The organism is Ferrovibrio sp. GW821-FHT12B10 (assembly GCF_058807515.1).
In genome coordinates, this window is sequence record NZ_JBXAQT010000001.1 from 2,649,246 (window position 1) to 2,671,502 (window position 22,257).

Annotated in this window: 22 protein-coding genes; 13 read left to right on the forward strand and 9 right to left on the reverse strand. The window is 65.4% G+C overall.

Annotation, left to right across the window (positions count from 1 at the left end; all coding sequences use genetic code 11):
• Positions 1 to 53 precede the first annotated feature (53 nt).
• Both ada and AC1RRT_RS13395 read right to left on the reverse strand, forming a co-directional pair.
• Entirely contained in the window at positions 54 to 1,130 is a 1,077-nt protein-coding gene (ada, locus tag AC1RRT_RS13390) for a bifunctional DNA-binding transcriptional regulator/O6-methylguanine-DNA methyltransferase Ada (RefSeq protein WP_493014299.1), read from the reverse strand.
• Positions 1,131 to 1,201: 71 nt separating this feature from the next.
• Positions 1,202 to 2,980 (reverse strand): acyclic terpene utilization AtuA family protein, encoded by a 1,779-nt coding sequence (locus AC1RRT_RS13395; RefSeq protein WP_493014300.1) that lies wholly within the window; start codon positions 2,978 to 2,980, stop codon positions 1,202 to 1,204.
• Positions 2,981 to 3,077: 97 nt separating this feature from the next.
• On the opposite strand from AC1RRT_RS13395, the gene AC1RRT_RS13400 reads away from it, so the two are divergent.
• The 3 genes from AC1RRT_RS13400 to AC1RRT_RS13410 are packed head-to-tail and all read left to right on the forward strand — an operon-like array spanning position 3,078 to position 5,024.
• Entirely contained in the window at positions 3,078 to 3,854 is a 777-nt protein-coding gene (locus tag AC1RRT_RS13400) for a double zinc ribbon domain-containing protein (protein ID WP_493014301.1), read from the forward strand.
• 37 nt (positions 3,855 to 3,891) lie between these two features.
• A complete protein-coding gene (gene grxC, locus AC1RRT_RS13405; RefSeq protein WP_493014302.1) occupies positions 3,892 to 4,149 on the forward strand; it encodes a glutaredoxin 3 in 258 nt (85 codons plus the stop codon).
• A gap of 23 nt (positions 4,150 to 4,172) precedes the next feature.
• Entirely contained in the window at positions 4,173 to 5,024 is an 852-nt protein-coding gene (locus AC1RRT_RS13410) for a carbon-nitrogen hydrolase family protein (protein ID WP_493014303.1), read from the forward strand.
• Here AC1RRT_RS13410 and AC1RRT_RS13415 read toward each other — a convergent pair.
• The 3 genes from AC1RRT_RS13415 to AC1RRT_RS13425 form a co-directional block, all read right to left on the reverse strand.
• On the reverse strand, positions 4,982 to 5,812 hold the full coding sequence (locus tag AC1RRT_RS13415) for an inositol monophosphatase family protein (RefSeq protein WP_493014304.1): 831 nt from the start codon (positions 5,810 to 5,812) through the stop codon (positions 4,982 to 4,984). The two genes, AC1RRT_RS13410 and AC1RRT_RS13415, sit on opposite strands and share 43 nt — an antisense overlap.
• A 70-nt stretch (positions 5,813 to 5,882) precedes the next feature.
• On the reverse strand, positions 5,883 to 6,437 hold the full coding sequence (locus AC1RRT_RS13420; RefSeq protein ID WP_493014305.1) for a GNAT family N-acetyltransferase: 555 nt from the start codon (positions 6,435 to 6,437) through the stop codon (positions 5,883 to 5,885).
• Positions 6,434 to 6,871 carry a class I SAM-dependent methyltransferase gene (locus tag AC1RRT_RS13425; RefSeq protein WP_493014306.1) on the reverse strand — a complete coding sequence of 146 codons (438 nt, stop codon included), beginning with the start codon at positions 6,869 to 6,871 and terminating at the stop codon, positions 6,434 to 6,436. Before AC1RRT_RS13425 ends, AC1RRT_RS13420 begins: the two co-directional genes overlap by 4 nt.
• Positions 6,872 to 7,028: 157 nt before the next feature.
• On the opposite strand from AC1RRT_RS13425, the gene AC1RRT_RS13430 reads away from it, so the two are divergent.
• Positions 7,029 to 7,448, forward strand: a complete 420-nt coding sequence (locus AC1RRT_RS13430; protein ID WP_493014307.1) for a DUF1178 family protein — start codon at positions 7,029 to 7,031, stop codon at positions 7,446 to 7,448.
• 8 nt (positions 7,449 to 7,456) lie between these two features.
• On the opposite strand, the gene ubiG is transcribed toward AC1RRT_RS13430, so the two are convergent.
• A complete protein-coding gene (ubiG, locus tag AC1RRT_RS13435) occupies positions 7,457 to 8,200 on the reverse strand; it encodes a bifunctional 2-polyprenyl-6-hydroxyphenol methylase/3-demethylubiquinol 3-O-methyltransferase UbiG (RefSeq protein WP_493014308.1) in 744 nt (247 codons plus the stop codon).
• Between the two features lie 153 nt (positions 8,201 to 8,353).
• Between ubiG and AC1RRT_RS13440 the strand changes: the two genes are divergently transcribed.
• The 8 genes from AC1RRT_RS13440 (at position 8,354) to AC1RRT_RS13475 (ending at position 18,290) form a co-directional block, all read left to right on the forward strand.
• Positions 8,354 to 9,574: an aspartate kinase gene (locus tag AC1RRT_RS13440; protein WP_493014309.1), complete on the forward strand. Its 1,221-nt coding sequence runs from the start codon at positions 8,354 to 8,356 to the stop codon at positions 9,572 to 9,574.
• A gap of 66 nt (positions 9,575 to 9,640) precedes the next feature.
• On the forward strand, positions 9,641 to 11,911 hold the full coding sequence (gene ptsP, locus AC1RRT_RS13445) for a phosphoenolpyruvate--protein phosphotransferase (protein WP_493014310.1): 2,271 nt from the start codon (positions 9,641 to 9,643) through the stop codon (positions 11,909 to 11,911).
• 62 nt (positions 11,912 to 11,973) lie between these two features.
• Positions 11,974 to 13,053, forward strand: a complete 1,080-nt coding sequence (locus AC1RRT_RS13450; protein ID WP_493014312.1) for a helix-turn-helix domain-containing protein — start codon at positions 11,974 to 11,976, stop codon at positions 13,051 to 13,053.
• Positions 13,054 to 13,158: 105 nt separating this feature from the next.
• Entirely contained in the window at positions 13,159 to 14,292 is a 1,134-nt protein-coding gene (gene ispG / locus AC1RRT_RS13455; protein ID WP_493014314.1) for a flavodoxin-dependent (E)-4-hydroxy-3-methylbut-2-enyl-diphosphate synthase, read from the forward strand.
• Positions 14,293 to 14,322: 30 nt separating this feature from the next.
• Positions 14,323 to 15,564, forward strand: coding sequence for a histidine--tRNA ligase (hisS, locus tag AC1RRT_RS13460; protein WP_493014315.1), 1,242 nt, complete (start codon positions 14,323 to 14,325; stop codon positions 15,562 to 15,564).
• 2 nt (positions 15,565 to 15,566) lie between these two features.
• Positions 15,567 to 16,658 (forward strand): peptide chain release factor 1, encoded by a 1,092-nt coding sequence (prfA, locus tag AC1RRT_RS13465; protein WP_493014316.1) that lies wholly within the window; start codon positions 15,567 to 15,569, stop codon positions 16,656 to 16,658.
• The gene (gene prmC, locus AC1RRT_RS13470) at positions 16,651 to 17,514 is read left to right on the forward strand and encodes a peptide chain release factor N(5)-glutamine methyltransferase (protein WP_493014317.1); all 864 of its coding nucleotides are present in this window, start codon (positions 16,651 to 16,653) and stop codon (positions 17,512 to 17,514) included. The genes prfA and prmC overlap by 8 nt, the downstream gene beginning before the upstream one ends.
• Positions 17,515 to 17,783: 269 nt before the next feature.
• Positions 17,784 to 18,290: a DUF4167 domain-containing protein gene (locus tag AC1RRT_RS13475; RefSeq protein WP_493014318.1), complete on the forward strand. Its 507-nt coding sequence runs from the start codon at positions 17,784 to 17,786 to the stop codon at positions 18,288 to 18,290.
• A gap of 76 nt (positions 18,291 to 18,366) precedes the next feature.
• Here AC1RRT_RS13475 and AC1RRT_RS13480 read toward each other — a convergent pair whose 3' ends face one another.
• On the reverse strand, positions 18,367 to 19,404 hold the full coding sequence (locus tag AC1RRT_RS13480; protein ID WP_493014319.1) for an alpha/beta hydrolase family protein: 1,038 nt from the start codon (positions 19,402 to 19,404) through the stop codon (positions 18,367 to 18,369).
• 290 nt (positions 19,405 to 19,694) lie between these two features.
• Here AC1RRT_RS13480 and trxA point away from each other — a divergent pair, with 290 nt between their 5' ends.
• Positions 19,695 to 20,018, forward strand: a complete 324-nt coding sequence (gene trxA, locus AC1RRT_RS13485) for a thioredoxin TrxA (RefSeq protein ID WP_144068820.1) — start codon at positions 19,695 to 19,697, stop codon at positions 20,016 to 20,018.
• On the opposite strand, the gene AC1RRT_RS13490 is transcribed toward trxA, so the two are convergent.
• Both AC1RRT_RS13490 and accD read right to left on the reverse strand, forming a co-directional pair.
• A complete protein-coding gene (locus tag AC1RRT_RS13490) occupies positions 20,015 to 21,334 on the reverse strand; it encodes a bifunctional folylpolyglutamate synthase/dihydrofolate synthase (protein ID WP_493014320.1) in 1,320 nt (439 codons plus the stop codon). The genes trxA and AC1RRT_RS13490 overlap by 4 nt on opposite strands.
• Entirely contained in the window at positions 21,306 to 22,250 is a 945-nt protein-coding gene (gene accD, locus AC1RRT_RS13495; protein ID WP_493014321.1) for an acetyl-CoA carboxylase, carboxyltransferase subunit beta, read from the reverse strand. Before accD ends, AC1RRT_RS13490 begins: the two co-directional genes overlap by 29 nt.
• Between the last annotated feature and the right edge of the window lie 7 nt (positions 22,251 to 22,257).

Below are 22,257 nucleotides of genomic sequence, written 5' to 3' on the forward strand. Positions count from 1 at the left end.
GCGCCTCGGCAAGGATATACCCCAATTGTGACTTCGGAAATGCGATGGGCGGTTTACTCGGCCGGTTCGAGTTCGACACCTTCGGTGCTGAGCAGCTTTTCCTTACGGTCCAGCCCCCAGCGATAGCCACCCAGGCTACCGTCGCTGCGCAGTGCCCGATGGCACGGCACCAGCACGCCCAGGATATTATTGCCGCAGGCCGAGCCGACGGCGCGCGAGGCCTTGGGTGCGCCCAGGGCGGCGGCAATCTGCTGATAGCTGCGGGTCTCGCCAGCCGGGATGGCCTGCAGGGCGGTCCAGACCCGGATCTGGAACGGCGTGCCGCGCAGGTCGAGCCGCAGGCTGCGCGGGGCGGGCTTGCCGGCAAGAATGGCGTCCAGCGCCGCGAATGCGGCGGCACCGGCCTTGTCGTTGCGGCGAATCTCGGCGGCAGGGAATTCGCCGCGCAGTTCGGCCAGCATGGCCTTGTCGCCCTGGCCAAACAACAGTGCTGCGATGCCGCGCGGGCTTTCGGCCACCAGGGTCGGACCCATCGCGGTGCGGCGTATTGCGACTTCCAATGTCAGTCCTTCGCCGCCTCGACGATAGTCGGCCGGCGTCATGCCAAGCCAGCGATCGGCCTTTTCATAGACGCGGCTGGCCGCGCCGAAGCCAGCGCCGTAGATCGCATCGGTCACGCCGCTGCCCTGGCGCAGTTCCTGCTTCAGGTTGTTCACGCGCTGTGCCTCGGCATAGGCACGCGGGCTGAGGCCGTAGGTGGCTGCGAAGCGGCGCTGCAGATGCGTCGCGCCCATATGCGCTTCCTTCGACAGTTCGGTCAGCGTCGGCGTGGCCTCGCCGGCGGCAAGGCGACGGTCGATCAGGGCGCGGGCGCGTTCCAGCCGGGCATCGGCCTTGGGCAGTTGATCCGGGCGACAGCGCTTGCAGGGGCGGAAACCGGCCTCAACTGCGGCGTCAGTGGTATCGAAGATGCGCACATTCTCGCGCTTGGGTGCGCGGCTGACGCAGGAGGGACGGCAGACGATCTTCGTGCTGCTGACGCCATAGAAGAATTTGCCGTCAGCGCTCGCGTCGTTGCCGCGGATCGCTGCGAATTCAGAATCGGTGGGCAGTCGCTGTGTCTTTGTCATGCTGCAAGGATAGGGCGTCCGGTCCACCACCACTATCCGCCTTTTGCGCAGCCATTACAGCCCCCCAACTCTTACAGATTCCAGGAGGCCGGAACGGGCACCGGGAAATCCAGCAGCAACTGGGCAAAGGCCTTGCCCTGGGGGTCGTTGCGCAAGGACGCGATCCCGCCGCCGCCCAGCGCACCATGCATCAGGAAATTCAGGCCGTTGATGCCGGGCCATTCAAACCGCTCGACCGGGCCTTCAACGAGATGGCTGAAATACCCGGCGACGGCTGCCTCGGTCAGCGCCGCGCGGATGGCCGGCAGGTAGTCGGCCCTGCGGGCGATCACGCCGATATTGCTGTCATTGCCCTTGTCGCCCGAGCGCGCCCAGGCCAGCCGGATCAGCGGCACGCTGGTTGTGGTGGCGGGCAGCGTGGCTGGTACCGGTTTGCCGGCAGGCGCGCCGCGGGTGTCGCCACTGATCAGCGGGACGCTCAGGGCTTCAGCCGTGCCGGCCGTATCCAGCGCCAGCGGCAGCGCAGACTTGGCGATGAAGCAGGAGAACAGCTTCACAATCGGCTGCGGGCTCGGCCGGCCGCCGAAGAAGCCGGTGGTCCCGGGCGAAAACGATGTGCCCGCCGGTGCGATCTCGCGGCTGAAGATTTCCAGCGCGGTCTTGTTCTCATGGCTGACCGCCAGCTTCATCACCACCTCACGCGTGGCTTTCACGCCAGCAGCCGCCTGCGGGCCATACATTGCTTCGGCGCCGAGGATTTCAATCGAGGTGCCGCGATAGTCGCCAAGATTGAGCTGCGTGAAGATGCGCCGCGTGCGCTTCAGGATTGCTTCGGCCGAGCGTTCGGCCTTGGCGCGCGCATCGATGCCGCCGATGGTCATATGGGCGACGGCGCGGAAGCTATCCATATAAGTGGCGGATACCTTGTAGCGATCCGATGGCGGCCGGCCCTTCGCGCCGGAGACGCGCACGCGGTGTTCCCCGATCTGTTCGATGGTCACGGCCGTGAAGTCACAGGTGACATCGGGCAGCATGTAGCAGGCCGGATCGCCGATTTCGTAGACCAACTGCTCGGCCACCGTGCCGATGCTGACCAGGCCGCCGGTGTCCTTGGGCTTGGTAACGACAAAGCTGCCGTCTTCGGAAATTTCCGCGATGGGATAGCCGATGTTGTCCCAGTCAGGCACGCTCTGCCAGTCGGTGAACAGCCCGCCCGAGGCCTGTGCGCCGCATTCGATGATATGACCGGCGAGACTCCCGGCGGCGAGGCGGTCGAAATCCCTCAGGTCCCAGCCGAATTCATGCAGCAGCGGGCCAAGACAAAGCGCTGAGTCGACGCAACGACCGGTGACCACGATATCGGCACCGGCCTTCAGCGCGGCGGCAATCGGCGCGGCGCCCAGGTAGGCATTGGCCGACATGAAGCGCTCGGGCGCAACCGCGCCCTTGTCCATGGGCTCAAGCTGCGGCTTAAGCCGGTCGATCTCAGGCAGCAGATCGTCGCCCAGCACCACGCCGACCTTCAGCGACAGTCCGGCTTCAGCGATCAAGGCGCGGATGGCGGCCGCGCAGGCGGCGGGATTGACGCCGCCGGCATTGGCCACGACCTTCACCTTGCGTCGCGCCAGCTCGGGCAGCAGGCGCTTCATGGTGACTGCGACGAAATCGGTGGCGTAACCCTGTGTCGGGTCTTTCGCGCGCATGCGCGCCATGATCGACATGGTGATCTCGGCCAGATAGTCGAAGATCAGGTAATCGACCTGGCCAGACGCCAGCAGCTGCGGTGCGGCGACCATGCTGTCGCCCCAGAAGGCCGATGCGCCGCCGATGCGAATGGTCCTGCTGTTCATGCTTTCATTTCCTCCGCACTGCTTTTCTGCCACCATACTGGGGCCGGCGACGCGCGTCATGCATCCTTATGCCGGTCTTCCGTTGCGTCATACTGAAATGCTGCAGATCGAAAACCCCTTGCTGCCCATGCGGGTGCTGCGCCAGCTCTGGCGCGGCGCGGTCGATACGTTGCTGCCGCCGCAATGCATGCTCTGCACCGCGACCGTCGATCAGCCCGGCCGGCTCTGTGCGCAATGCTGGCCCGATGTCGGCTTCATCGCCGAACCCTGCTGTCCCACCTGCGGCATCCCGTATGCGATACCGGTGCCCGAAGGCTTGGTCTGCGCCGCCTGCCTGCAAACGCCGCCGCGCTTCGACCGGGCACGGTCGGTCTTCACTTATGCCGGCGGCGGGCGCGACCTGGTGCTGCGCTTCAAGCGCGGCGACCGGACCGATCTGGCGCCGGGCCTGGCCGCACTGATGCAGACCGCAGGCGCGGGACTGCTGCAGGATTGCGACCTGATCGTGCCGGTGCCGCTGCATCGCTGGCGGCTGTGGCGGCGGCGGTTCAACCAGTCGGCGCTGCTGGCCGCGCAGCTCGGCCGGCTGACGGGGAAGCCTGTGCGTTTCGACCTGCTGGTGCGGCCTCGGCCAACCCGCAGCCTGGGCCGGCTCAGCCGCGCTGAACGGCGACGGGTGCTGGCCGGGGCGATCCAGCCCGGACCAGGTGCCAACGATGTCGTCCAGGGGCAACGCGTGCTGCTGATCGACGACGTTTTCACCACCGGGGCAACGGTTTCCGCCTGCTGTCGGGCTTTGCGCCGGGGTGGGGCGGCGGCGGTGGATGTGCTGACGCTGGCGCGGGTTGTTCGGGCCGAACAGGGCACCATATAATCAGGTCAGAAGCTGAGGGGCTTCCAACGAGGACGTCATGGCCGATATCGTGATTTACACCACCTTCATGTGCCCCTATTGCGCGCGCGCCAAGGCGTTGCTCGAGAAGAAGGGGCAGAGCTACGAGGAGATCGACGTCTCCTACGATGCCGCCAAGCGCGACGAGATGACCAAGAAGGCCGGCGGTCGCCACACGGTGCCGCAGATCTGGATCAACGGCCAGCATGTGGGTGGCAGCGACGACCTGCATGAGCTGGAGCGCGCCGGCAAGCTCGACGCCATGCTGGCGGCTTGAACGAACAACAGCGGGGGGCTGCGATGACGAAGGTCAAGATCGGTCTGGTGCAGCCCAATATCTGGGACGACATGAGCGCGAATATTGCGCATGTCTCGGCCCTGGTGCGCCAGGCGAAAGATGGCGGCGCGGAGTTCATCGCCACGCCGGAGAATTCCGGCTTCATGGGATTGAATGCTGCCGCCAGCGTCGCCGCCGGCAAACCGGAGGAAAGTCATCCGGCCCTGCAGGCTTTCCGCGCGCTGTCGGCCGAGCTGAAGACCTGGCTGCTGGTTGGTTCACTCGCGATCAAGCCTGAAGGCGCCAACCGCAACTTCAACCGCTCGTATCTGCTCGACCCTGAGGGGCAGATCGCTGCGCGCTACGACAAGATCCATCTCTTCGATGTCGATCTGCCGTCGGGCGAAACCTATCGCGAGTCCAACTCGATCGCGCCGGGCGCCGAAGGCGTCGTGGCACCGCTGCCCTTCGCCACGCTCGGCATGTCGGTCTGCTACGACCTGCGTTTCCCCGGCCTCTATCGCGGCCTGGCGCAGGCCGGCGCCGAGGTGATCACCATTCCCGCCGCCTTCACGCGCACGACCGGCAAGGCGCACTGGCATGTGCTGATGCGGGCGCGCGCCATCGAGACGGGTACGTTTGTGATCGCGCCGGCGATGTGGGGCGATCATCCGGGCAATCGCCAGACGTATGGTCATTCGCTGGTGGTCGATCCCTGGGGCCGCGTGCTCGCCGATATGGGCGAGGGTGTCGGCGCCGAGGTGGTGGAGATCGACCTGTCGGAAGTGGCCAAAGCGCGGGCGCAGATTCCGGCCTGGAATCACGACCCATCCTATGCCTTGCCGACGCGCCTTTCGGGCCGCGCCGCCGAATAGGCGGGCAGGGATACCTTCATCGCCGCCGCGAACGGCGCCCACAATGCGCCGTTGAGCGCCAGCACCGGCTCGGCCCTGGTCTGGCCGTCGAAGTCGTAGTCGTTGGTGATGCCCCCGGCTTCGCGCACCATCAGCAGGCCGGCCAGCGCATCCCAGGGCTTCATCCGCGCCTCATAGAAACCATCCAGCGCGCCCTCGGCGGCCAGCGCCATCAGCAGAAGGCCACTGCCCAGCCGGCGATACTGGCAATGCGCGCGCAGCAGCCTGTCGATGATGGCGGCATGGATGTCGGCCGGCTCGCCATGGCCGTAGCCGACGCCGATGCAGGCGCGTTCGATCTGCTGGGTATCGCTCACCATGATCGGCTCGCCGTTGCAGAAGGCGCCATGGCCGCGGCGCGCGGTGTAAAGCCGGTCGCTCATCACGTCGTAGATCAGGCCCAGCTCCAGCGTGTCGCGCACCACCAGTGCGATGGCGATGCACCAATACGGCAGGCCGCGCACGTAATTCGCCGTGCCGTCGATGGGATCGATGACCCAGAGCGCATCGGTCTCACCGCCGCGCCGGCCGCGCTCCTCGCCCAGGATGCCGTCATGCGGAAAAGCCGAAAGCAGCCGCGAGGTGATCAGGTCTTCGGTTTCTGAATCGGCCTGGCTGACAAAATCCTGTACGCCCTTCAACTGGACCACCAGTTGCTTGCGGTTGTCATAGAAGCCGCGCGCCAGCTTTCCGGCTTCGCGGATCACCTGGATGGCATGCTGCAGGCGGTGGTCGATGTCGATCGTCATGAGCGGATGCTACGCCTCGCGCGGACAGGCCCCAACAGCAAATTTCAGAAAATCACGCGTTGTTACAAAATCACGGCCCCGCGCTTTGCGGTTGCGGTGTGTTCCAGCTTTCACGCGGCAGGCTGAACCAGCTGACGATGCGTTCCCACAGTGGCTGCTCGCCTGTATAGGCAAAGCCCAGTTTGGTCAGAACGCGTTGCGAACCGCGATTTTCCGGCGCGGTCAGCGCGATCACGGTGGTGAGCTGCGCCGTCTCGAAAGCGTAACCAAGGACAGCGCGGCCGGCCTCGGTGGCAAGGCCACGGCCCCAGACGGTCTTGTTGAAAAGGTACAGCAGTTCTGTCGCTTCGGCTTCCGGGATCCAGCGCAACCCGCACTGGCCGAGCAGCCGCCCGCTGGCGCGATCGGTCACCGCCCAGACGCCGTAGCCGCGCCGGTCCCAGTGATCATTGAAATTGTGGATGTTGCTCTTGGCGCGCTCCTGCGCCTGTTCACGCGTCAGGCCACGGCCGGGCTGCATGTGGCGCATCACCTGGTCGTCGGCATAGAAACGCGCCAGCCCCTGCCAGTCGGTGCCATTGAAACGGCGCAGCCGCAGGCGTCCGGTCTCGATCTCCAGACTCACAGCTTCACCGCGCAGATCCGCTGGCGCACGCTGTCCGCTTCTTCGCCCTGTTCGAAGGCGATGACGTCGAAACCGGTCTTGCAGACATCCGCAAGTTCATCGGGTTTGAGCAGGAAGTCCGGATTACTTGGTTTGCCGAAGCGTTCGTTGCCCTGCATGAAGGTCTCGTAGATCAGCATCCCCCCGGACCGCACGGCTGCCAACAGCATGGGGAAGAGCGGTCGCCACAGATAGTTGGTCACAACGACGGCGGCGAACTGACGGTCTTTCAGTGGCCAGGGGCCGGCCTCGATATCGGCTTCGATCAGCTCGGCGCGGGATTCATTCTGGAGATCAGTGACGCCGCGCAGGTCGCGATCAAGGAATACAACCGGGCAACCGCGCTCCAGGAACAGCCGGCCATGACGGCCGCCGCCGCAGGCGACGTCGAGCACGTTGCCGCCGGCCGCAACCTGCGGTGCGAACCGCCGGACCCACGCCGATGGCGCCGAGATGCCCCCTTGTTGCACGGCTATGACTGCCCCATGTATAACCTGTTACACCCATTGAGAGACTTGGCGCAGAGCCGAATCACCCAATCTTGCCGTTGCGATGATCAAATACGAACTCAAATGCCGCAAGGACCATGTCTTCGAAGGCTGGTTCCATGACAGCGCCACCTACGATGAGCAGGCGGCGTCGGGCAAGGTTGTCTGTCCGGTCTGCAACTCGCGCAAGGTGAGCAAGGCGCCGATGGCGCCGCGCATCGGCAAGTCGAAGGGCGAGAAGGCGGCGGCCGAGGCCAGGGAAGTGGCGATGATGCGCCAGGCGCTCACCGAAATCCGTGATCATGTTGAGAAGAACGCCGATTACGTCGGCAACCAGTTCGCCGAAGAGGCGCGCAAGATCCACTACGGTGAAACCGACAAGCGCAACATCTACGGCGAAGCGACCAAGGAAGAAGCGAAAGAGCTGGTGGAGGAGGGTGTCGACGTCGCCATGATCCCCTGGCTGCCGCGCTCTGACGCCTGATCTGGCGCTTAAGCGTCCTTCACCGCCACCAGCATGTAATTCACACTCGTATCGCGGCCGATGCTCCAGCGGTCGTTGAGCAGATCGTAGTTCACGCCCGCGACCTCCTTCAGGGTCAGGCCGCCATGGCGCAGGCCGCCGGCCAGTTCATGGGGCTTGAGGAACTTCTTCCAGTCATGCGTGCCGCGCGGCACCCAACCCAGGATGTATTCCGCCGCCACGATACCCAGCGCGAAGGATTTCGGCGTGCGGTTCAGCGTGGCGGCGATCAGCAGGCCGCCGGGCTTCACCATCTGCCCGCAGGCGGCCAGGAATCCGGCCAAGTCGGCCACATGCTCCACCACCTCCAGCGCCAGCACCACGTCGAAGCGCTCGCCGGCCGCCGCCAGATCCTCGGCGCTGGTGCAGCGGTAGTCGACCGCCACCCCGGCCTCGGCCGCATGCAGGCTGGCCACCCCGATGTTGCGTTCCCCAGCGTCAGCCCCGATGACCGTGGCTCCCAGCCGGGCCATGGGTTCGGAAACCAGGCCGCCGCCACAGCCGATATCGAGCAGGCGCAGGCCGGTCAGCGGGCCATCTGACGCAACGTCCCGGCCGAAATGTGCTGCGACTCGGTCGCGGATAAAACCCAGCCGGACGGGGTTGAATTTATGCAGCGGGCGGAACTTGCCCTGCGGGTCCCACCACTCGGCGGCGAGGGCGGAAAAACGCGCGATTTCAGCGGGGTCGATACTGGCGGCGGTCTGGGTCATGAGGGTCCGGCAAGATCAGGCAAAAACAGGGGATTTTTACGTTTGGTCGGCTTGCTCCCGGCCGGCCCCAAGAGTATTAAGGACCCGCCTTTTTACCGGCAAGGTTCCGCCGGTCAGCTATCGACAACGTATCGTGAAACGGGATCGAGCGACATGGCGCGCTTGGTGATGAAATTCGGCGGCACATCGGTTGGTTCGGTCGACCGGATCAAGAACGTGGCCGCCAAGGTGAAACGGGAAGTGGACGCCGGCAACCAGGTTGCCGTGGTGGTCTCAGCCATGTCCGGCGAGACCAACCGCCTGGTCGACCTGTGCAAGCAGATCGACCCGGTCCACGACCAGAAGGAATATGACACGGTGGTGGCCGCCGGCGAGCAGGTGACCACCGGTCTGGTCTCCATCGCCCTGCAGGCGGCCGGCCTGAAAGCCCGCTCCTGGCAGGGCTGGCAGGTGCCGATCCGAACCAACGACATGCATGGCCGCGCCCGCATCGAGGAGATCGACGGTTCGGCCATGATCAAGGACATGACGGCTGGTGTGGTGCCGGTGGTGGCGGGCTTCCAGGGCGTTGGCCCGGGCGAGCGGATCGCCACGCTGGGCCGCGGCGGCTCGGATACCTCGGCCGTGGCGCTGGCCGCGGCGCTGAAGGCCGACCGGTGCGACATTTATACGGACGTGGACGGTGTATACACAGCCGATCCGCGCATCGTGAAAAAAGCCCGCAAGCTGGATAAGATCACCTACGAGGAGATGCTGGAGCTGGCCTCGCTGGGTGCCAAGGTGCTGCAGACCCGCTCGGTGGAAATGGCGATGAACCACCGGGTGCGCACCCAGGTTCTGTCGAGTTTCGCCGATGTTGCCGGCACGCTGGTTGTCGATGAGGAAGAGATCGTGGAAAAGCAGATCGTTTCGGGTGTCACCTATTCCGCCGACGAAGCCAAGGTCACCCTGATCGGCGTGGCCGATCGTCCGGGCATCGCGGCTGGCATCTTCGGCCCACTGTCGGATGCCGGCATCAACGTCGACATGATCGTCCAGAACATCTCCGAGGATGGCAAGAAGACCGACATGACCTTCACCATGGGTCGCAGCGATCTCGATCGCGCGGTGCAGATCCTGGAGAAGCAGGAGAAGAGCCTGGGCTGGGCCAAGCTGATCCCCGACAAGAACGTCATCAAGGTGTCGGTCGTCGGCGTCGGCATGCGCAGCCATGCGGGCGTCGCGCATATCATGTTCAAGGCGCTGGCCGAGAAGAACATCAACATCCAGGCCATCACCACGTCTGAAATCAAGGTCAGCGTCCTGATCAGCGCCGACTACACTGAACTTGCGGTGCGCGCTCTGCACACCGCCTTCGGCCTCGACGCCGAATGACCCCGGAGGGCCGATGCGGGGAGGGCAGACCAGACCAGCCTCTCCGGTAAAGAGCGGAGAAGGGCTGTGACGCCGGGACGGGCATCAGCACCCGGCCCGCGTGGCCTGCTGCGCCGCCTGCGCGAGGTGATGGCGGAAGCCGGCACCGTCGAGGAGCGTCTGGCGCGTGTCGTGCGTAACATCGGCGCCAACATGGTGGCCGAAGTCTGCTCGGTCTATCTGCTCCGCAACGATGAACTCGAACTCTATGCCACCGAGGGTCTGAACCCCGACGCCGTGCACAAGACCCGCCTGCGGGTGGGCGAGGGTCTGGTCGGCGATATCGCAGCGCATGCGCGCCCGCTGGCGCTGGCGGATGCGCAGAACCATCCGCAATTTGCCTACAAGCCGGAAACCGGCGAAGAAATCTATCACTCGCTGCTCGGCGTGCCGCTGTTGCGCGATAACCGCGTCATCGGCGTGCTGGTCGTGCAGAACCAGACGCGCCGCCAGTATGCGGATGAGGAAACCGAGGCGCTGGAAACCATCGCCATGGTGCTGGCCGAGATGGTCTCCTCGGGCCAACTGTCGGGTGGCGAGGATATCGCGGCCACCAACCGCACATCCACCATGCCGTTCCGCGCCGATGGCCGCGTACTGTCGGAGGGCCTGGCCATCGGCGTCGCCGTGCTGCACGAGCCGCGCATCCATATCGAAAAGACGATGGCGGACGACATCCCGTTCGAGAAGGACCGGCTGGATGCAGCCGTCACCTCGATGCGGGACCAGGTCAACAAGATGCTGGATGCGCCCGACAGCGACATTGTCGGCGAGAGCCGCGACATCCTCGAAACCTACAAGATGTTCGCCCATGACACCGGCTGGCTGTCCAAGCTGCATCAGGCGGTGGAATCGGGCCTGACGGCAGAGGCCGCCGTCCTGCGCGTGCAGGGCGATACGCGCCATCGCATGCAGGCGATCACGGATCCTTACCTGCGTGAGCGTCTGGCCGATCTCGACGATCTGGCCAACCGCCTGCTGCTGCATCTGACCGGCAAGCCGCAGCATTCGGCCGCCGAGAACCTGCCTGACAACGCGATTCTGTTCGCCCGCCAGATGGGTCCAGCCGAACTGCTGGATTACGACCGTCGCAAGCTGCAGGGAGTGGTGCTGGAAGAAGGCTCCAGCGTCAGCCATGTGGCCATCGTCGCGCGTGCGCTGTCCATTCCGGTGTTGGGCGGCGTTGAGGGCGTGATCGCCAAGGTCGAGCCGGGCGATACCGTCGTGGTCGACGGCGACCATGCCCAGGTCTTCGTCCGTCCGGTTTCCGACGTCGTCAACGCCTTCCACCAGAGCGTTTCACTGCGCAAGGCGCGGCTGGCGAAATACGCCGCCCAGCGCGAGGATCCGCCGGTCACCCGCGACGGCATGCGCGTCGCCATGCTGGTCAATGCGGGCCTGCTGATCGATCTCAGCCACCTGGACGAGACCAATGCCGATGGCATCGGGCTCTATCGCACCGAGCTGCAGTTCATGGTGCGGCCGACGCTGCCCAAGGCCGAGGCGCAGACCGCGATCTATCGCCGCGTCATCGAACATGCGGGCGATCGCCCGGTGGTGTTCCGCACGCTGGATATCGGCGGCGACAAGGTGCTGCCCTATCTGGTGAAGTATCCGGAAGAGAATCCGGCGATGGGCTGGCGTGCCATCCGTCTGGCCATGGATCGGCCGGCGCTGCTCAAGGTGCAGTTGCGCGCGATGCTGGAAGCGGCGGCCGGTCGCAACCTGCATGTGATGTTCCCGATGATCGCCGAGGTGGATGAATTCCGTCGCGCCCGGCGCCTGCTGGACCGCGAGGTGCAGCGTCTGGTCAATCTGCGCAAGACCGTGCCGCTCAAGGTTTCGGTTGGCACCATGCTGGAAGTCCCGGCGCTCGCCTGGCAGTTGCCGGCGCTGCTGCCGCTGGTCGATTTCATCTCGGTCGGGTCGAATGACCTGATGCAGTTCATGTTCGCCGCCGACCGCGGCAATCCCAAGCTGGCCGATCGCTACGACCCGTTAAGCCCGGCCATGCTCGGCTTCCTGCACTGGGTGGTGCAGCAGTGCCATGCGGCCGACAAGCCGGTCACCATGTGCGGCGAGATGGGCAGCCGGCCGCTGGAGGCCATGGCCTTGTTGGGGCTGGGCTTCCGCCGCCTCTCCATGCCGGCCAATGCCATTGGTCCGGTCAAGGAAATGCTCCGTAGCCTGGATGTTCCCCGTTTGGCTGATTTTATGGCTAAGCACTATGGCTCACCCGAGCGTAGTATGCGGGCCGCCCTGGAAGAATTTGCCCGGGAAAATGGCGTAATTGTTTGAAATAGCTGGCTTCATTACCCAATTGCCGTAAAATGGCCAGACGAACAATGCGGGCGAAAACAATGAATAGCCAGTCCGGCGAACAGTCGGCCGTAGCGGACGCCCTCGGTGTCGGGGGACGTTACGAGGGGGTCGGCCATAGCCTGAAGGTTGTGCGCGAGCGGCGGGGCCTCGCCCTGGCCGATGTGTCCGCGCGCCTGCGCATTCGTCGTCCCTATCTGGAAGCCATCGAGGAAGGCCGCTTCGCCGAATTGCCGGGCGCGGTCTATGTCAGTGGCTTCCTGCGCCAGTATGCAGAATTCCTCGGCCTCGATCCGGAGCAGGTCCTCAAGACCTATCAGGGTGAGGCGGATGGCACCGTGCAGCGCACCGTGCTGAACTTCCCGCTGCCGCGTCCCGAAGAGCGCACGCCGCGCCTCTGGCTGGTGGTCGGGGCGCTGGTGATCGCCGCCGTTGCCTACGGCCTGTGGTATCGCCATCAGGAGGCCCTGCGCATCGGTCATGAGCTGATCGAGGCCGTGCCGTCGCGACTGGCTGATCTGGTGCCCAGCCCGCAGCCGATTGCGCCGTCTGCGCCGGTGGTGCTGCCCGCGCCGCAGCCGGCAGCGCCGCCCGTGGCTGTTGCGCCGCCATCGCCATCACCTGCGCCGCCCCTGGCTTTGCCGCCGGTCGCCCAGACTGTGACACCGCCGCCGGCCGCCGCATCGCCGCCGCTCGTGGCTGCCGCGCCGCCGGCAGTCGTGCCTCAAACGCCGTCCGCACCGACACCGGCACCCGCTGCCCAGATGCCGGCCACCCCGGCGGCACCGGCCGTTGCCGCGGCGCCTGCACCAGTGACGAGCAGCAGCTATGGCGCCACCGATGCCTCGACCCGCATCCGTCTTGAGGCCGTCGCCCCGTCCTGGATCCAGGTGCGCGGGCCGAATAACGAACAGGTTTTCACCCGGCTGCTGAATGCCGGCGAACGCTATCAGGTGCCCGACCGTGCCGGCCTGACGCTGCTGACCGGCAATGCCGGCGGCGTGCGGATTGTGGTGGATGGCCAGACTATGGCCCCGCTGGGCAACGAGGGCGAGGTGAAGCGCGGTATTTCGCTGGACCCAGAGCGCCTGAAGAACCCGGGCGGCGAGCGTCAGGGATAGCCCGTTCGGGGGTGGCTGCCTTGCCATCACCCGGTAAAGACGCCATGTTACGCCGCGTCCGCAGGCACCTCGTAAGGCCAGGCTGAGCCGGACGGAAACCAGACCATGAGCATCCGACCCTATCGCGATATTCAGCGCCGCAAATCGCGGCAGATTTTCGTCGGCAAGGTGCCGGTGGGCGGCGACGCGCCGATCACCGTGCAGACCATGACGAACACGCTGACCAGCGATGTGGCCGCCACGGTGGACCAGATCCGCCGCTGCGAAGAGGCCGGCGCCGATATCGTGCGCATCTCCTGCCCCGACGAAGACTCGACCAGGGCCCTGAAGGAGATCGTGCGCCAGTCCAAGGTGCCGATCATCGCCGACATCCATTTCCACTATAAGCGCGCCATCGAGGCCGCCGAGGCCGGCGCCGCCTGCCTGCGCATCAATCCCGGCAATATCGGCAGCGCCGACCGCGTGCGCGAGGTGGTGAAGGCCGCCAAGGATCACGGCTGCTCCATGCGCATCGGCGTCAATGCCGGTTCGCTGGAAAAGCACCTGCTCGAGAAATACGGCGAGCCCTGCCCGGAAGCCATGGTGGAAAGCGCCATGGATCATGCGCGCATTCTGGAAGACCACGACTTCCGTGAGTTCAAGATCAGCGTGAAGGCCTCCGATGTCTTCCTCGCCGTCGCCGCTTATCAGGGTTTGGCCGAGGCTTGCGACTATCCGCTGCATATCGGCGTGACCGAAGCCGGCGGCCAGCGCATCGGCACGGTGAAGTCCTCCATCGGGCTCGGCATGCTGCTGTGGTCGGGCATCGGCGATACGCTGCGTGTGTCGCTCTCGGCCGCACCGGAAGAGGAAGTGCGCGTCGGCTTCGACATGCTGAAGTCGATGAACCTGCGCCATCGCGGCGTGAATGTGATTTCCTGCCCGTCCTGCGCGCGCCAGAACTTCGATGTGATCAAGACGGTCGAGGTTCTGGAACAGCGCCTTGGTCACATCACCACGCCGATGACGCTCAGCGTGATCGGCTGCGTGGTCAACGGTCCGGGCGAGGCGCGCGAGACCGATATCGGCTTTACCGGCGGCGGCAAGAATACACACCAGGTCTATCTCGCGGGCCAGCCGGCGCACCGGCTGCAGAACGAGGATATCGTCGCGCATCTGGTCAAGCTGGTCGAGAACAAGGCGCGCGAGATCGAAGTCGCCAAGAAGCAATCCGAAGACGCGGCCGACGCCGCGTCTTAGATACCCACCTTTCAAAGACGGAGACACGCCGTGGCCCAGCAGCTGCAGCCCGTGCGCGGTACGCATGACATTCTGCCCGACGAGTACGACCGTTTCCGCCATGTGGTGGACACGGCGCGGAAGGCGGCTTTCCTGTTCGGCTATCGCGAGATGGCGACGCCGATCTTCGAATTCACCGACGTCTTCGCCCGCTCGATGGGCGAGACCTCGGATGTCGTCTCCAAGGAAATGTATTCCTTCACCGACAAGGGTGGCGAAGGCCTGACCTTGCGGCCGGAATACACCGCCGGCATCTGCCGCGCCTTCATCTCGAATGGCCTGCTGCAGCATGTGCCGTTCAAGGCTTTCGGCTGGGGTCCGATGTTCCGCTTCGAGCGGCCACAGAAAGGCCGTCAGCGCCAGTTCCACCAGATCGACGTCGAGGTGATCGGCGCACCGGAGCCGCAGGCCGATGTGGAAGTGATCTCGGTGGCTGCTGAAATCCTGCGCCGCCTCGGCATCCTCGACAAATGCGTGCTGGAGCTGAACACGCTGGGCGATCCGGAAAGCCGGGTGGGCTATCGCGACGCGCTGGTGAAATATTTCGGCGGCCATGTCGACAAGCTGTCGGAAGACAGCCGCAAGCGCCTGGAGAAAAATCCGCTGCGCATCCTTGATTCCAAGGACGAAGGGGATCGTGCGCTCGTGGCCAACGCGCCGCTGATCCAGGATTACCTGACGCCGGCCGCCGCTGAGTTCTTCAAGGCCGTGCAGGACGGCCTCACCGGCAACGGCGTGCCATTCAAGGTCAGCCCGCGTCTGGTGCGCGGTCTGGACTACTACACGCATACGGCGTTCGAATTCACCACCGACATGCTGGGCGCGCAGGGGACGGTTCTCGCGGGCGGGCGCTATGACGGTCTGGTCGAGCAACTGGGCGGCAAGCCGACGCCGGGCATCGGCTGGGCCGGTGGCATCGAGCGTCTGGTGATGTTGAGCGACCCCAAGCCGGTGCTGGCCGATACGGTTGCCATCATTCCGATCGGCGACAAGGCGGAAGTCGAGGCCGTGAAGATCGCGGCCGAGCTGCGCCGCGCGGATATTGCCGTGGAGTTGGCCTATAAAGGCAACGCTGGCAAACGTTTCAAGCGCGCTGACAAGATGGGCTGTGCCCAGGCCGTGGTGATCGGCGACGACGAGTTGGCCAAGGGCGTGGCGAAGCTGAAGGACCTGAAGAGCGGCACTGAGACCGAAGTTCCGCTGTCCGATCTGGCTACGAAACTGAAGGCCTGATCATGGACGCTGCCGGCCTGCCGGAGGCCAAGCTCGACAAGGTGATCGAGCGCTACGAGATGCTGCAGGCCCAGATGGCCGGCGGTGGTCTCGCGGCCGAGGCTTTCGTCAAGCTGTCGAAGGAATATGCCGAGATCGAGCCGCTGGTGCAGGCGATTGCCGACTGGCGCCGGCTGCGGCAGGAGGTCGCCGACCTGCTGGTCATGCGCGATGATCCGTCGTCTGATTCCGAGATGCGCAGCCTGGCCGAGGCCGAGTGGAAGACTGCCCAGGCGGCCTTGCCCGAGGCCGAACGCCGCGTGCTGATCATGCTGCTGCCCAAGGACGAGGCGGACGAGAAGAACGCCATCCTGGAAGTGCGCGCCGGCACCGGCGGCGACGAGGCAGCGCTGTTCGCACGTGACCTGTTCGAGATGTATCGCGGCTATGCCGCCAAGCATGGCTGGCGCTTCGAGGTCGAAAGCATCGCCGATACCGAGCTCGGCGGCTTCCGCGAGGCGGTGGCCACGATCTCCGGCCGCAGTGTCTTCGCCCGCATGAAGTTCGAATCCGGCGTCCACCGGGTGCAGCGCGTGCCCGATACCGAAACGCAGGGCCGCATCCATACCTCGGCCGCGACTGTTGCCGTGCTGCCCGAGGCCGAGGATGTCGACATCGACATCAACGAGAATGACCTGCGCATCGACGTCTATCGCTCCTCGGGCGCCGGCGGCCAGCATGTAAACACGACGGACTCGGCCGTGCGCATTACCCATATCCCCACGGGCATCGTGGTGGCGCAGCAGACTGAGCGGTCACAGCACAAGAACAAGGCCAAGGCGATGAAGCTGCTGCGCGCCAAGATGTACGAGGCCGAGCGCGAGCGCCTGGCCTCCACGCGTGCTGCCGATCGCAAGGGTCAGGTCGGCTCGGGCGATCGCTCCGAGCGCATCCGCACCTACAACTTCCCGCAGGGGCGCGTCACCGATCACCGCATCAATCTCACGCTGTACAAGATTGAACACGTGATGACGGGCGAGGCGCTGGACGACGTGATCGAGGCGCTGATTGCCGAGGATCAGGCCAGCCGCCTGGCCGAACTCAATAATGCCTGATACGGCGGCCATCAGCGCAGTGTTGAAGGATGCCACGGAGCGTCTGAAGCAGGCCGATGTGGCCGAGACGCCGCGCCTCGATGCCATCCTGCTGCTGGAGCAGGCGAGCGGGTTGAGCGCCGACCGCATCCGGCTCGATCCCGATGTCATGATCTCCGCCGAGGCCGTCGCAGACTTCGAGGCGCTGCTGCTGCGCCGGCTGGCGCGCGAACCGGTCAGCAAGATCATCGGCCGCCGCGAGTTCTGGAGTCTGGAGTTCCGCACCAGCCATGACGTGCTCGATCCGCGCCCCGATTCCGAAACCCTGGTCGCCGGTGTTCTGGCGGCCGTGCCGGACAGACAGGCGGCACTGCGCCTGGTCGATTTCGGCACCGGTTCGGGCTGCCTGCTGCTGAGCCTGCTGCACGAGTTGCGCAATGCCAGGGGCCTTGGCGTCGATCTGTCGCCGGCGGCGCTCAGCATTGCGCAGGACAATGCCGCCCGTCTCGGCCTCTCCGCGCGCGCCGCTTTCAGGCAAGGAAGCTGGGGCGAGGGGCTGGACGGCGCCTTCGACATCCTGATCAGCAATCCGCCCTATATCGAAAGCGCGGTGGTGCCGACCCTGGAGCCGGAGGTGGTGCAGTATGATCCCCACTTGGCGCTGGATGGCGGCGCCGACGGCCTGGAGGCCTATCGGCGGCTGATGCCAGATCTGGTGCGGCTGGCTGCGCCGGAGGGCTTTGTCGCCTTGGAGGTCGGCATGGGACAAGATGCCGCAGTGAGCGACCTGCTGGCCCGGGCGGGTTTTGCCGAAATCGCGGTCCTGCCCGATCTGTCCGGCATCGGACGCATCGTTACCGCCCGCAAACCGGCCTGAATTCCTGCCCCAAAAACAGCGAAGCCTCGGAAATTCCCAGAAAAAAGGGTTGGCACGGCCCCTGCCCACGCTTATCTTGGGATTCGGGATGACGCGGTCCCAAGGAACCCGCCTTCGGGTGTTAACCAGGGGCGAATAAGGCAGGCAGCGTCATCGCCTCTTCGACTGAGTTTCATCGAGAGGCCGACCGCATGGCGCGCGGTAGCGACGCAATGTGTGTGCGCATGATGCCTGACCGCGCAATTTACTGAAAACAAGTGAGATGACCCGTGAACAATAAGAATCGTCAGCGTGGCGGCCGTCCTCAGGGCCGGAGGCCGCATGGTGGTGGCGGCGGTGGTGGAGGCGGCGGCGGTAACAATAGCGGAATGAACAATTCCCACCGCAACTTCGACTCCAACGGCCCCGAAGTGAAGGTGCGTGGCACGGCCACGAATATCTTCGAGCGCTACTGTCAGCTTGCCCGCGACGCCAATGCTTCGGGTGATCGCGTCGCCGCCGAGAATTACCTCCAGCATGCGGAGCACTACTACCGCATCATGCTGGCCCAGGGCGTGACGCCGATGCAGCGCGCCGCCAACCAGCAGCAGAACGGCAACCAGCAGCAGCCCCAGCCGGGCGGCCAGCAGGCCCAGCAGCCGGCCGCCGACGGCAATGCTGCCGACGGCAATGGCAATGGTAACGGCGAGCAGCCGAGCCTGGAGCGCGAGCTGGAAGCGGTTCTCGACCCGGAAGCCAAGGCCGCCGCCGAGCGCGACGAAGCCAATGCGGCGTAAAGCCGGCGCAATCCGAACAACAAAAAAAGGCCGCTGGTAACAGCGGCCTTTTTTAATGCATGGGAATGGCTGCGGCTTAGTTGGTGGCGGCCGCGCTGCCCTGTTCAGCCTGGGCCCACAGCGCCTCGTCGGCGATGGTGAGCGCGCGGATCGGCAGCATCTCGGCTTCCGGCACCACCGGCGCCAGCGCGATGTCGATTTCCAATTCCTTGTCGAGCAGGCCACGGTCGGTGCCGAGGTAGCGCTCGAAGAAGCCGACGGTGCGGGTGATGCTGTCGGTCTGGGCATCGCCACGGAAGGTGTGGCCCTGGCCCTTGTAGATCATGACTTCGTGTTCGGCGCCGACTTCGCCCAGCAGGTTGGCCAGCTCATAGGCGCGGCGCACCGGCACGGTGGCATCCTTGTCGCCATGCAGCACCAGGGTCGGTGGCATGCGATGCACGCCGCGGCGCTGCACTTCCGACGGCATGGCGCCGACGACGTTGACCACGGCCTGGATACGCGGATCGCGGCTGCCCAGTGCCAGGGCATGGAAGCCGCCCAGCGACAGGCCGAAGACGCCGATGCGCTCCGGGTCGACATAGGCCTGCTTCGACACATAGGACACGGCCTCGGCGATCACCCGTTCGCGCTCGTCATGCAGCGTCGGGGCGGCCTTGCGGGCCTGCGGAATGCCGTCGAAGTAATGGATGACGAAGGCGGTGATGCCCTTTTCGGCCAGCGCCTTGGCCTGCGGATAGAACAGCGAGCCGTCGCCCAGGCCATGGGCGCCGTGCAGGATCAGCACGGCCGGGGTCTTCCCGTCTGGACCCAGCATGTCGGTCTCGGCCTTGATGATGTCGACGCGCACGCGGCGGCCGTCGATGGTGAAGCCGGTGCTGTCGGCCTCGGCGGCGCGGCGGGCGGGCTCGGCGGACTTCAGCTTGCGCGGCGCGGTCGCCTTGGTGGGCTTGGCATCGGGCTTGGGAGCAACGGAGGATTTGGTCTGGCCGGCGCGCGGCTGGGCTTCAGCGGTCGGCGCATAGGCGGCGACACTGCCCAAAAGCAGCGCAAGAGCGGAAATTCGGCAGAGGCTGCGGAACTGGCGCAGCGGCCGAGCGTATCCCCCTGTCATGCTTCCCCCGTGACTCGACAATTATTAACAAAAACGGGCCCCGGCCCGTTGGACTGTAACCAGTTGTAACAACCCTAAACGCGCCTTGTCCACCCTTGATTTTCTCTAAATTTCCCTGCTTTTCCAGTAATATCATGGGGTTGGGCAAAATTTGCCGAGTGAGTCCCCGGCCTCGGAGCTGTGATGGGCGTCAGCTTGACGCTCCCGAGGGGCCTACTTACTTTTAACCTTCGATGGTCGGATTCGTCGTGTGCGGCGACTCTGGCCCAACCACTCCAAAGAGGTTCCCCATGTCCGCGCCGACCAAAGTTACCGACGCCTCCTTCGAGAGCGACGTCCTGAAGTCTTCCGACGCCGTGCTCGTCGACTTCTGGGCCGAATGGTGCGGCCCGTGCAAGCAGATCGCCCCGGCGCTGGATGAGATTGCCAGCGAGATGGCCGGCAAGCTGACCATCGCCAAGGTCAACATCGACGAGAACCCGATGACGCCGTCGAAGTTCGGCGTGCGCGGCATCCCGACCCTGATCCTGTTCAAGGATGGCAAGCCGGTCTCGACCAAGGTTGGCTCGATGCCGAAGAGCCGCATCGTCGAGTGGATCAATTCGGCGATCTAAGCGTTTTCGCCAAGGATCCGGCCCGCCAGGTATAGCGAGCCGGAAATAATCACACGGGCCGGTGCTGACGCAGCATCGGCCCGTATCGTTTGTGCGATCTGCCGGATGGCGGCGGTGGCGCTGGCTGCGGGCTCTGCCGTCAGGCCGACGCTGCGGGCAGCTTCGGCCAGCTCCTCGGCCGACAGGCTGTTGGCCTCGCCCGGAATGGCGATGCAGCGCGCGCCTTGCAGGCCGGGTGCCAGCGGGCGGAGGAAGCCCGCCGCATCCTTGGTGTTCAGCATGCCGGCCAGCAGCCAGGTTGGTCGCGGCGGCAACTGTTTCAGGGTCTCGGCCAGCGCCTCGCCTGCCATGGCGTTATGCGCGCCATCCAGCCACAGCTCGGTGCCGGGCGGCAGCAGGCTCACCAGAGGCCCCTTGGTCAGTCGCTGCATGCGGGCCGGCCAGTCGACCTGGCGCAGGCCGGCGGCGATGGCGTCCGGGGAGACGGTGAACCCGGGAAGGTGCCGCGCGCAGGCAATCGCGACGCCCGCATTGACCACCTGATGCGCGCCCAGCAGGGCCGGGCGGGGCAGGGTCAGCTCCACCATGCTGTCGCGCCAGATCAGACCGTCGGTGGTTTCGCGCACCGTCCAGTCGCGACCATGGCGGAACAGCGCCGAACCGGTTTCGGCGGCGCGCGCCGCGATCACGGCGATGGCTTCGGATGGCTGCGGGCCGACCACGCAGGGCACGCCCGGCTTCAGGATGCCGGCCTTGTTGGCGGCAATCTTGGCAACCGTATCGCCGAGGAAGGCGACGTGATCGATGCCGATGGGTGTCAGAGCAGTCAGCGCCGGTTGCGGGATGACATTGGTGGTGTCGGCGATGCCGCCCAGGCCGGTTTCCAGCAGCACCAGATCGGCAGGCTCTGAAGCGAAGGCAAGATAGGCGGCAGCCGTGGTGATTTCGAAGAAGGTGATCGGCATGCCGGCATTGACGGTTTCGCACTGCTCCAGCAGCGCGAGCAGCCGGTCGTCCTCGATCAGCTGGCCGGCCAGCCGGATGCGCTCGTTGAAGCGCACCAGATGCGGCGAGGTATAGGCATGCACGCGGTAACCGGCGGCCTCCGTCATGGCGCGCAGGAAGGCGGTGGTCGAACCCTTGCCCTTGCTGCCGGCGACATGGAAGACCGGCGGCAGTTTCAGATGCGGATTGCCCAGCCGATCCAGCAGCGTGCGGATGCGGTCCAGCGACAGGTCGATCGCCTTGGGATGCAGCGCCATCAGGCGCTGCAGGATCAGGTCTAGTTTAGCGGGCGCGCTTGCCGGCGGAGCCATGCGGAATCTCGCCAGTCGGCGGAATCTCCAGGCCCGGACGCGGCAGCGCCACCACATCGGCCTTCGGCTGCGGGTCGAGCAGCAGGGCGACGATGCGGCCCAGCGTCTCGCGCAGGTCGCGGCGATGGACCACCATGTCCAGCATGCCGTGCTCCAGCAGGTATTCGGCGCGCTGGAAGCCGGTCGGCAGAGTTTCGCGGATGGTCTGCTCGATCACGCGCGGGCCGGCGAAGCCGATCAGCGCGCCCGGCTCGGCGACCTGGATATCGCCCAACATGGCGTATGAGGCGGTCACACCGCCGGTGGTCGGATCGGTCAGCACGACGATGAAGGGCAGATGCGCCTCACGCAGGCGCTGCACGGCGATCACCGTGCGCGGCATCTGCATCAGGCTGAGGATGCCTTCCTGCATGCGCGCGCCGCCGGCGGCGGCGAACAGGATCAGGGCTGCATTCTGGTTGATCGCCAGCGTGGAGGCGGCAATCAGCGCCTCGCCGGTGGCCATGCCCATCGAGCCGCCCATGAACGCGAAGTTCTGCACGGCGATGACGACGTCCTGGCCGGTCAGTGTGCCATGGGCGACGGCGAAGGCATCCTTCTGCCCGGTCTTGCTGCGTGCATCCTTGAGGCGGTCGGGATACTTCTTGGAATCGCGGAAGTGTAGCGGGTCCTGCACCACGTCAGGCAGTTCGATGGTCTGGTATTCACTCTTGTCGAACAGAGCGGCGAAACGCTCCTTCGGCCCGACGCGCATATGGTGATCGCATTTCGGGCAGACATGCTGGTTCTCTTCCAGCTCCTTGGCATAGATCATCTGCTGGCAGTTCGGGCATTTGCGCCACAGATTGTCCGGCGTGTCCTTCTTCGCGGTGAATTCGCGGATCTTCGGCAGGACGGTGCGGGTCAGCCAGTTCATCGCAATC

Coding starts and splice junctions, on each gene's coding strand:
- ada (WP_493014299.1), bottom strand. CDS start 1,130: ATGACAAAGACACAGCGACTGCCCACCGATTCTGAATTCGCAGCGATC.
- AC1RRT_RS13395 (WP_493014300.1), bottom strand. CDS start 2,980: ATGAACAGCAGGACCATTCGCATCGGCGGCGCATCGGCCTTCTGGGGC.
- AC1RRT_RS13400 (WP_493014301.1), top strand. CDS start 3,078: ATGCTGCAGATCGAAAACCCCTTGCTGCCCATGCGGGTGCTGCGCCAG.
- grxC (WP_493014302.1), top strand. CDS start 3,892: ATGGCCGATATCGTGATTTACACCACCTTCATGTGCCCCTATTGCGCG.
- AC1RRT_RS13410 (WP_493014303.1), top strand. CDS start 4,173: ATGACGAAGGTCAAGATCGGTCTGGTGCAGCCCAATATCTGGGACGAC.
- AC1RRT_RS13415 (WP_493014304.1), bottom strand. CDS start 5,812: ATGACGATCGACATCGACCACCGCCTGCAGCATGCCATCCAGGTGATC.
- AC1RRT_RS13430 (WP_493014307.1), top strand. CDS start 7,029: ATGATCAAATACGAACTCAAATGCCGCAAGGACCATGTCTTCGAAGGC.
- ubiG (WP_493014308.1), bottom strand. CDS start 8,200: ATGACCCAGACCGCCGCCAGTATCGACCCCGCTGAAATCGCGCGTTTT.
- AC1RRT_RS13440 (WP_493014309.1), top strand. CDS start 8,354: ATGGCGCGCTTGGTGATGAAATTCGGCGGCACATCGGTTGGTTCGGTC.
- AC1RRT_RS13450 (WP_493014312.1), top strand. CDS start 11,974: ATGAATAGCCAGTCCGGCGAACAGTCGGCCGTAGCGGACGCCCTCGGT.
- ispG (WP_493014314.1), top strand. CDS start 13,159: ATGAGCATCCGACCCTATCGCGATATTCAGCGCCGCAAATCGCGGCAG.
- prfA (WP_493014316.1), top strand. CDS start 15,567: ATGGACGCTGCCGGCCTGCCGGAGGCCAAGCTCGACAAGGTGATCGAG.
- prmC (WP_493014317.1), top strand. CDS start 16,651: ATGCCTGATACGGCGGCCATCAGCGCAGTGTTGAAGGATGCCACGGAG.
- AC1RRT_RS13480 (WP_493014319.1), bottom strand. CDS start 19,404: ATGACAGGGGGATACGCTCGGCCGCTGCGCCAGTTCCGCAGCCTCTGC.
- trxA (WP_144068820.1), top strand. CDS start 19,695: ATGTCCGCGCCGACCAAAGTTACCGACGCCTCCTTCGAGAGCGACGTC.
- AC1RRT_RS13490 (WP_493014320.1), bottom strand. CDS start 21,334: ATGGCTCCGCCGGCAAGCGCGCCCGCTAAACTAGACCTGATCCTGCAG.
- accD (WP_493014321.1), bottom strand. CDS start 22,250: ATGAACTGGCTGACCCGCACCGTCCTGCCGAAGATCCGCGAATTCACC.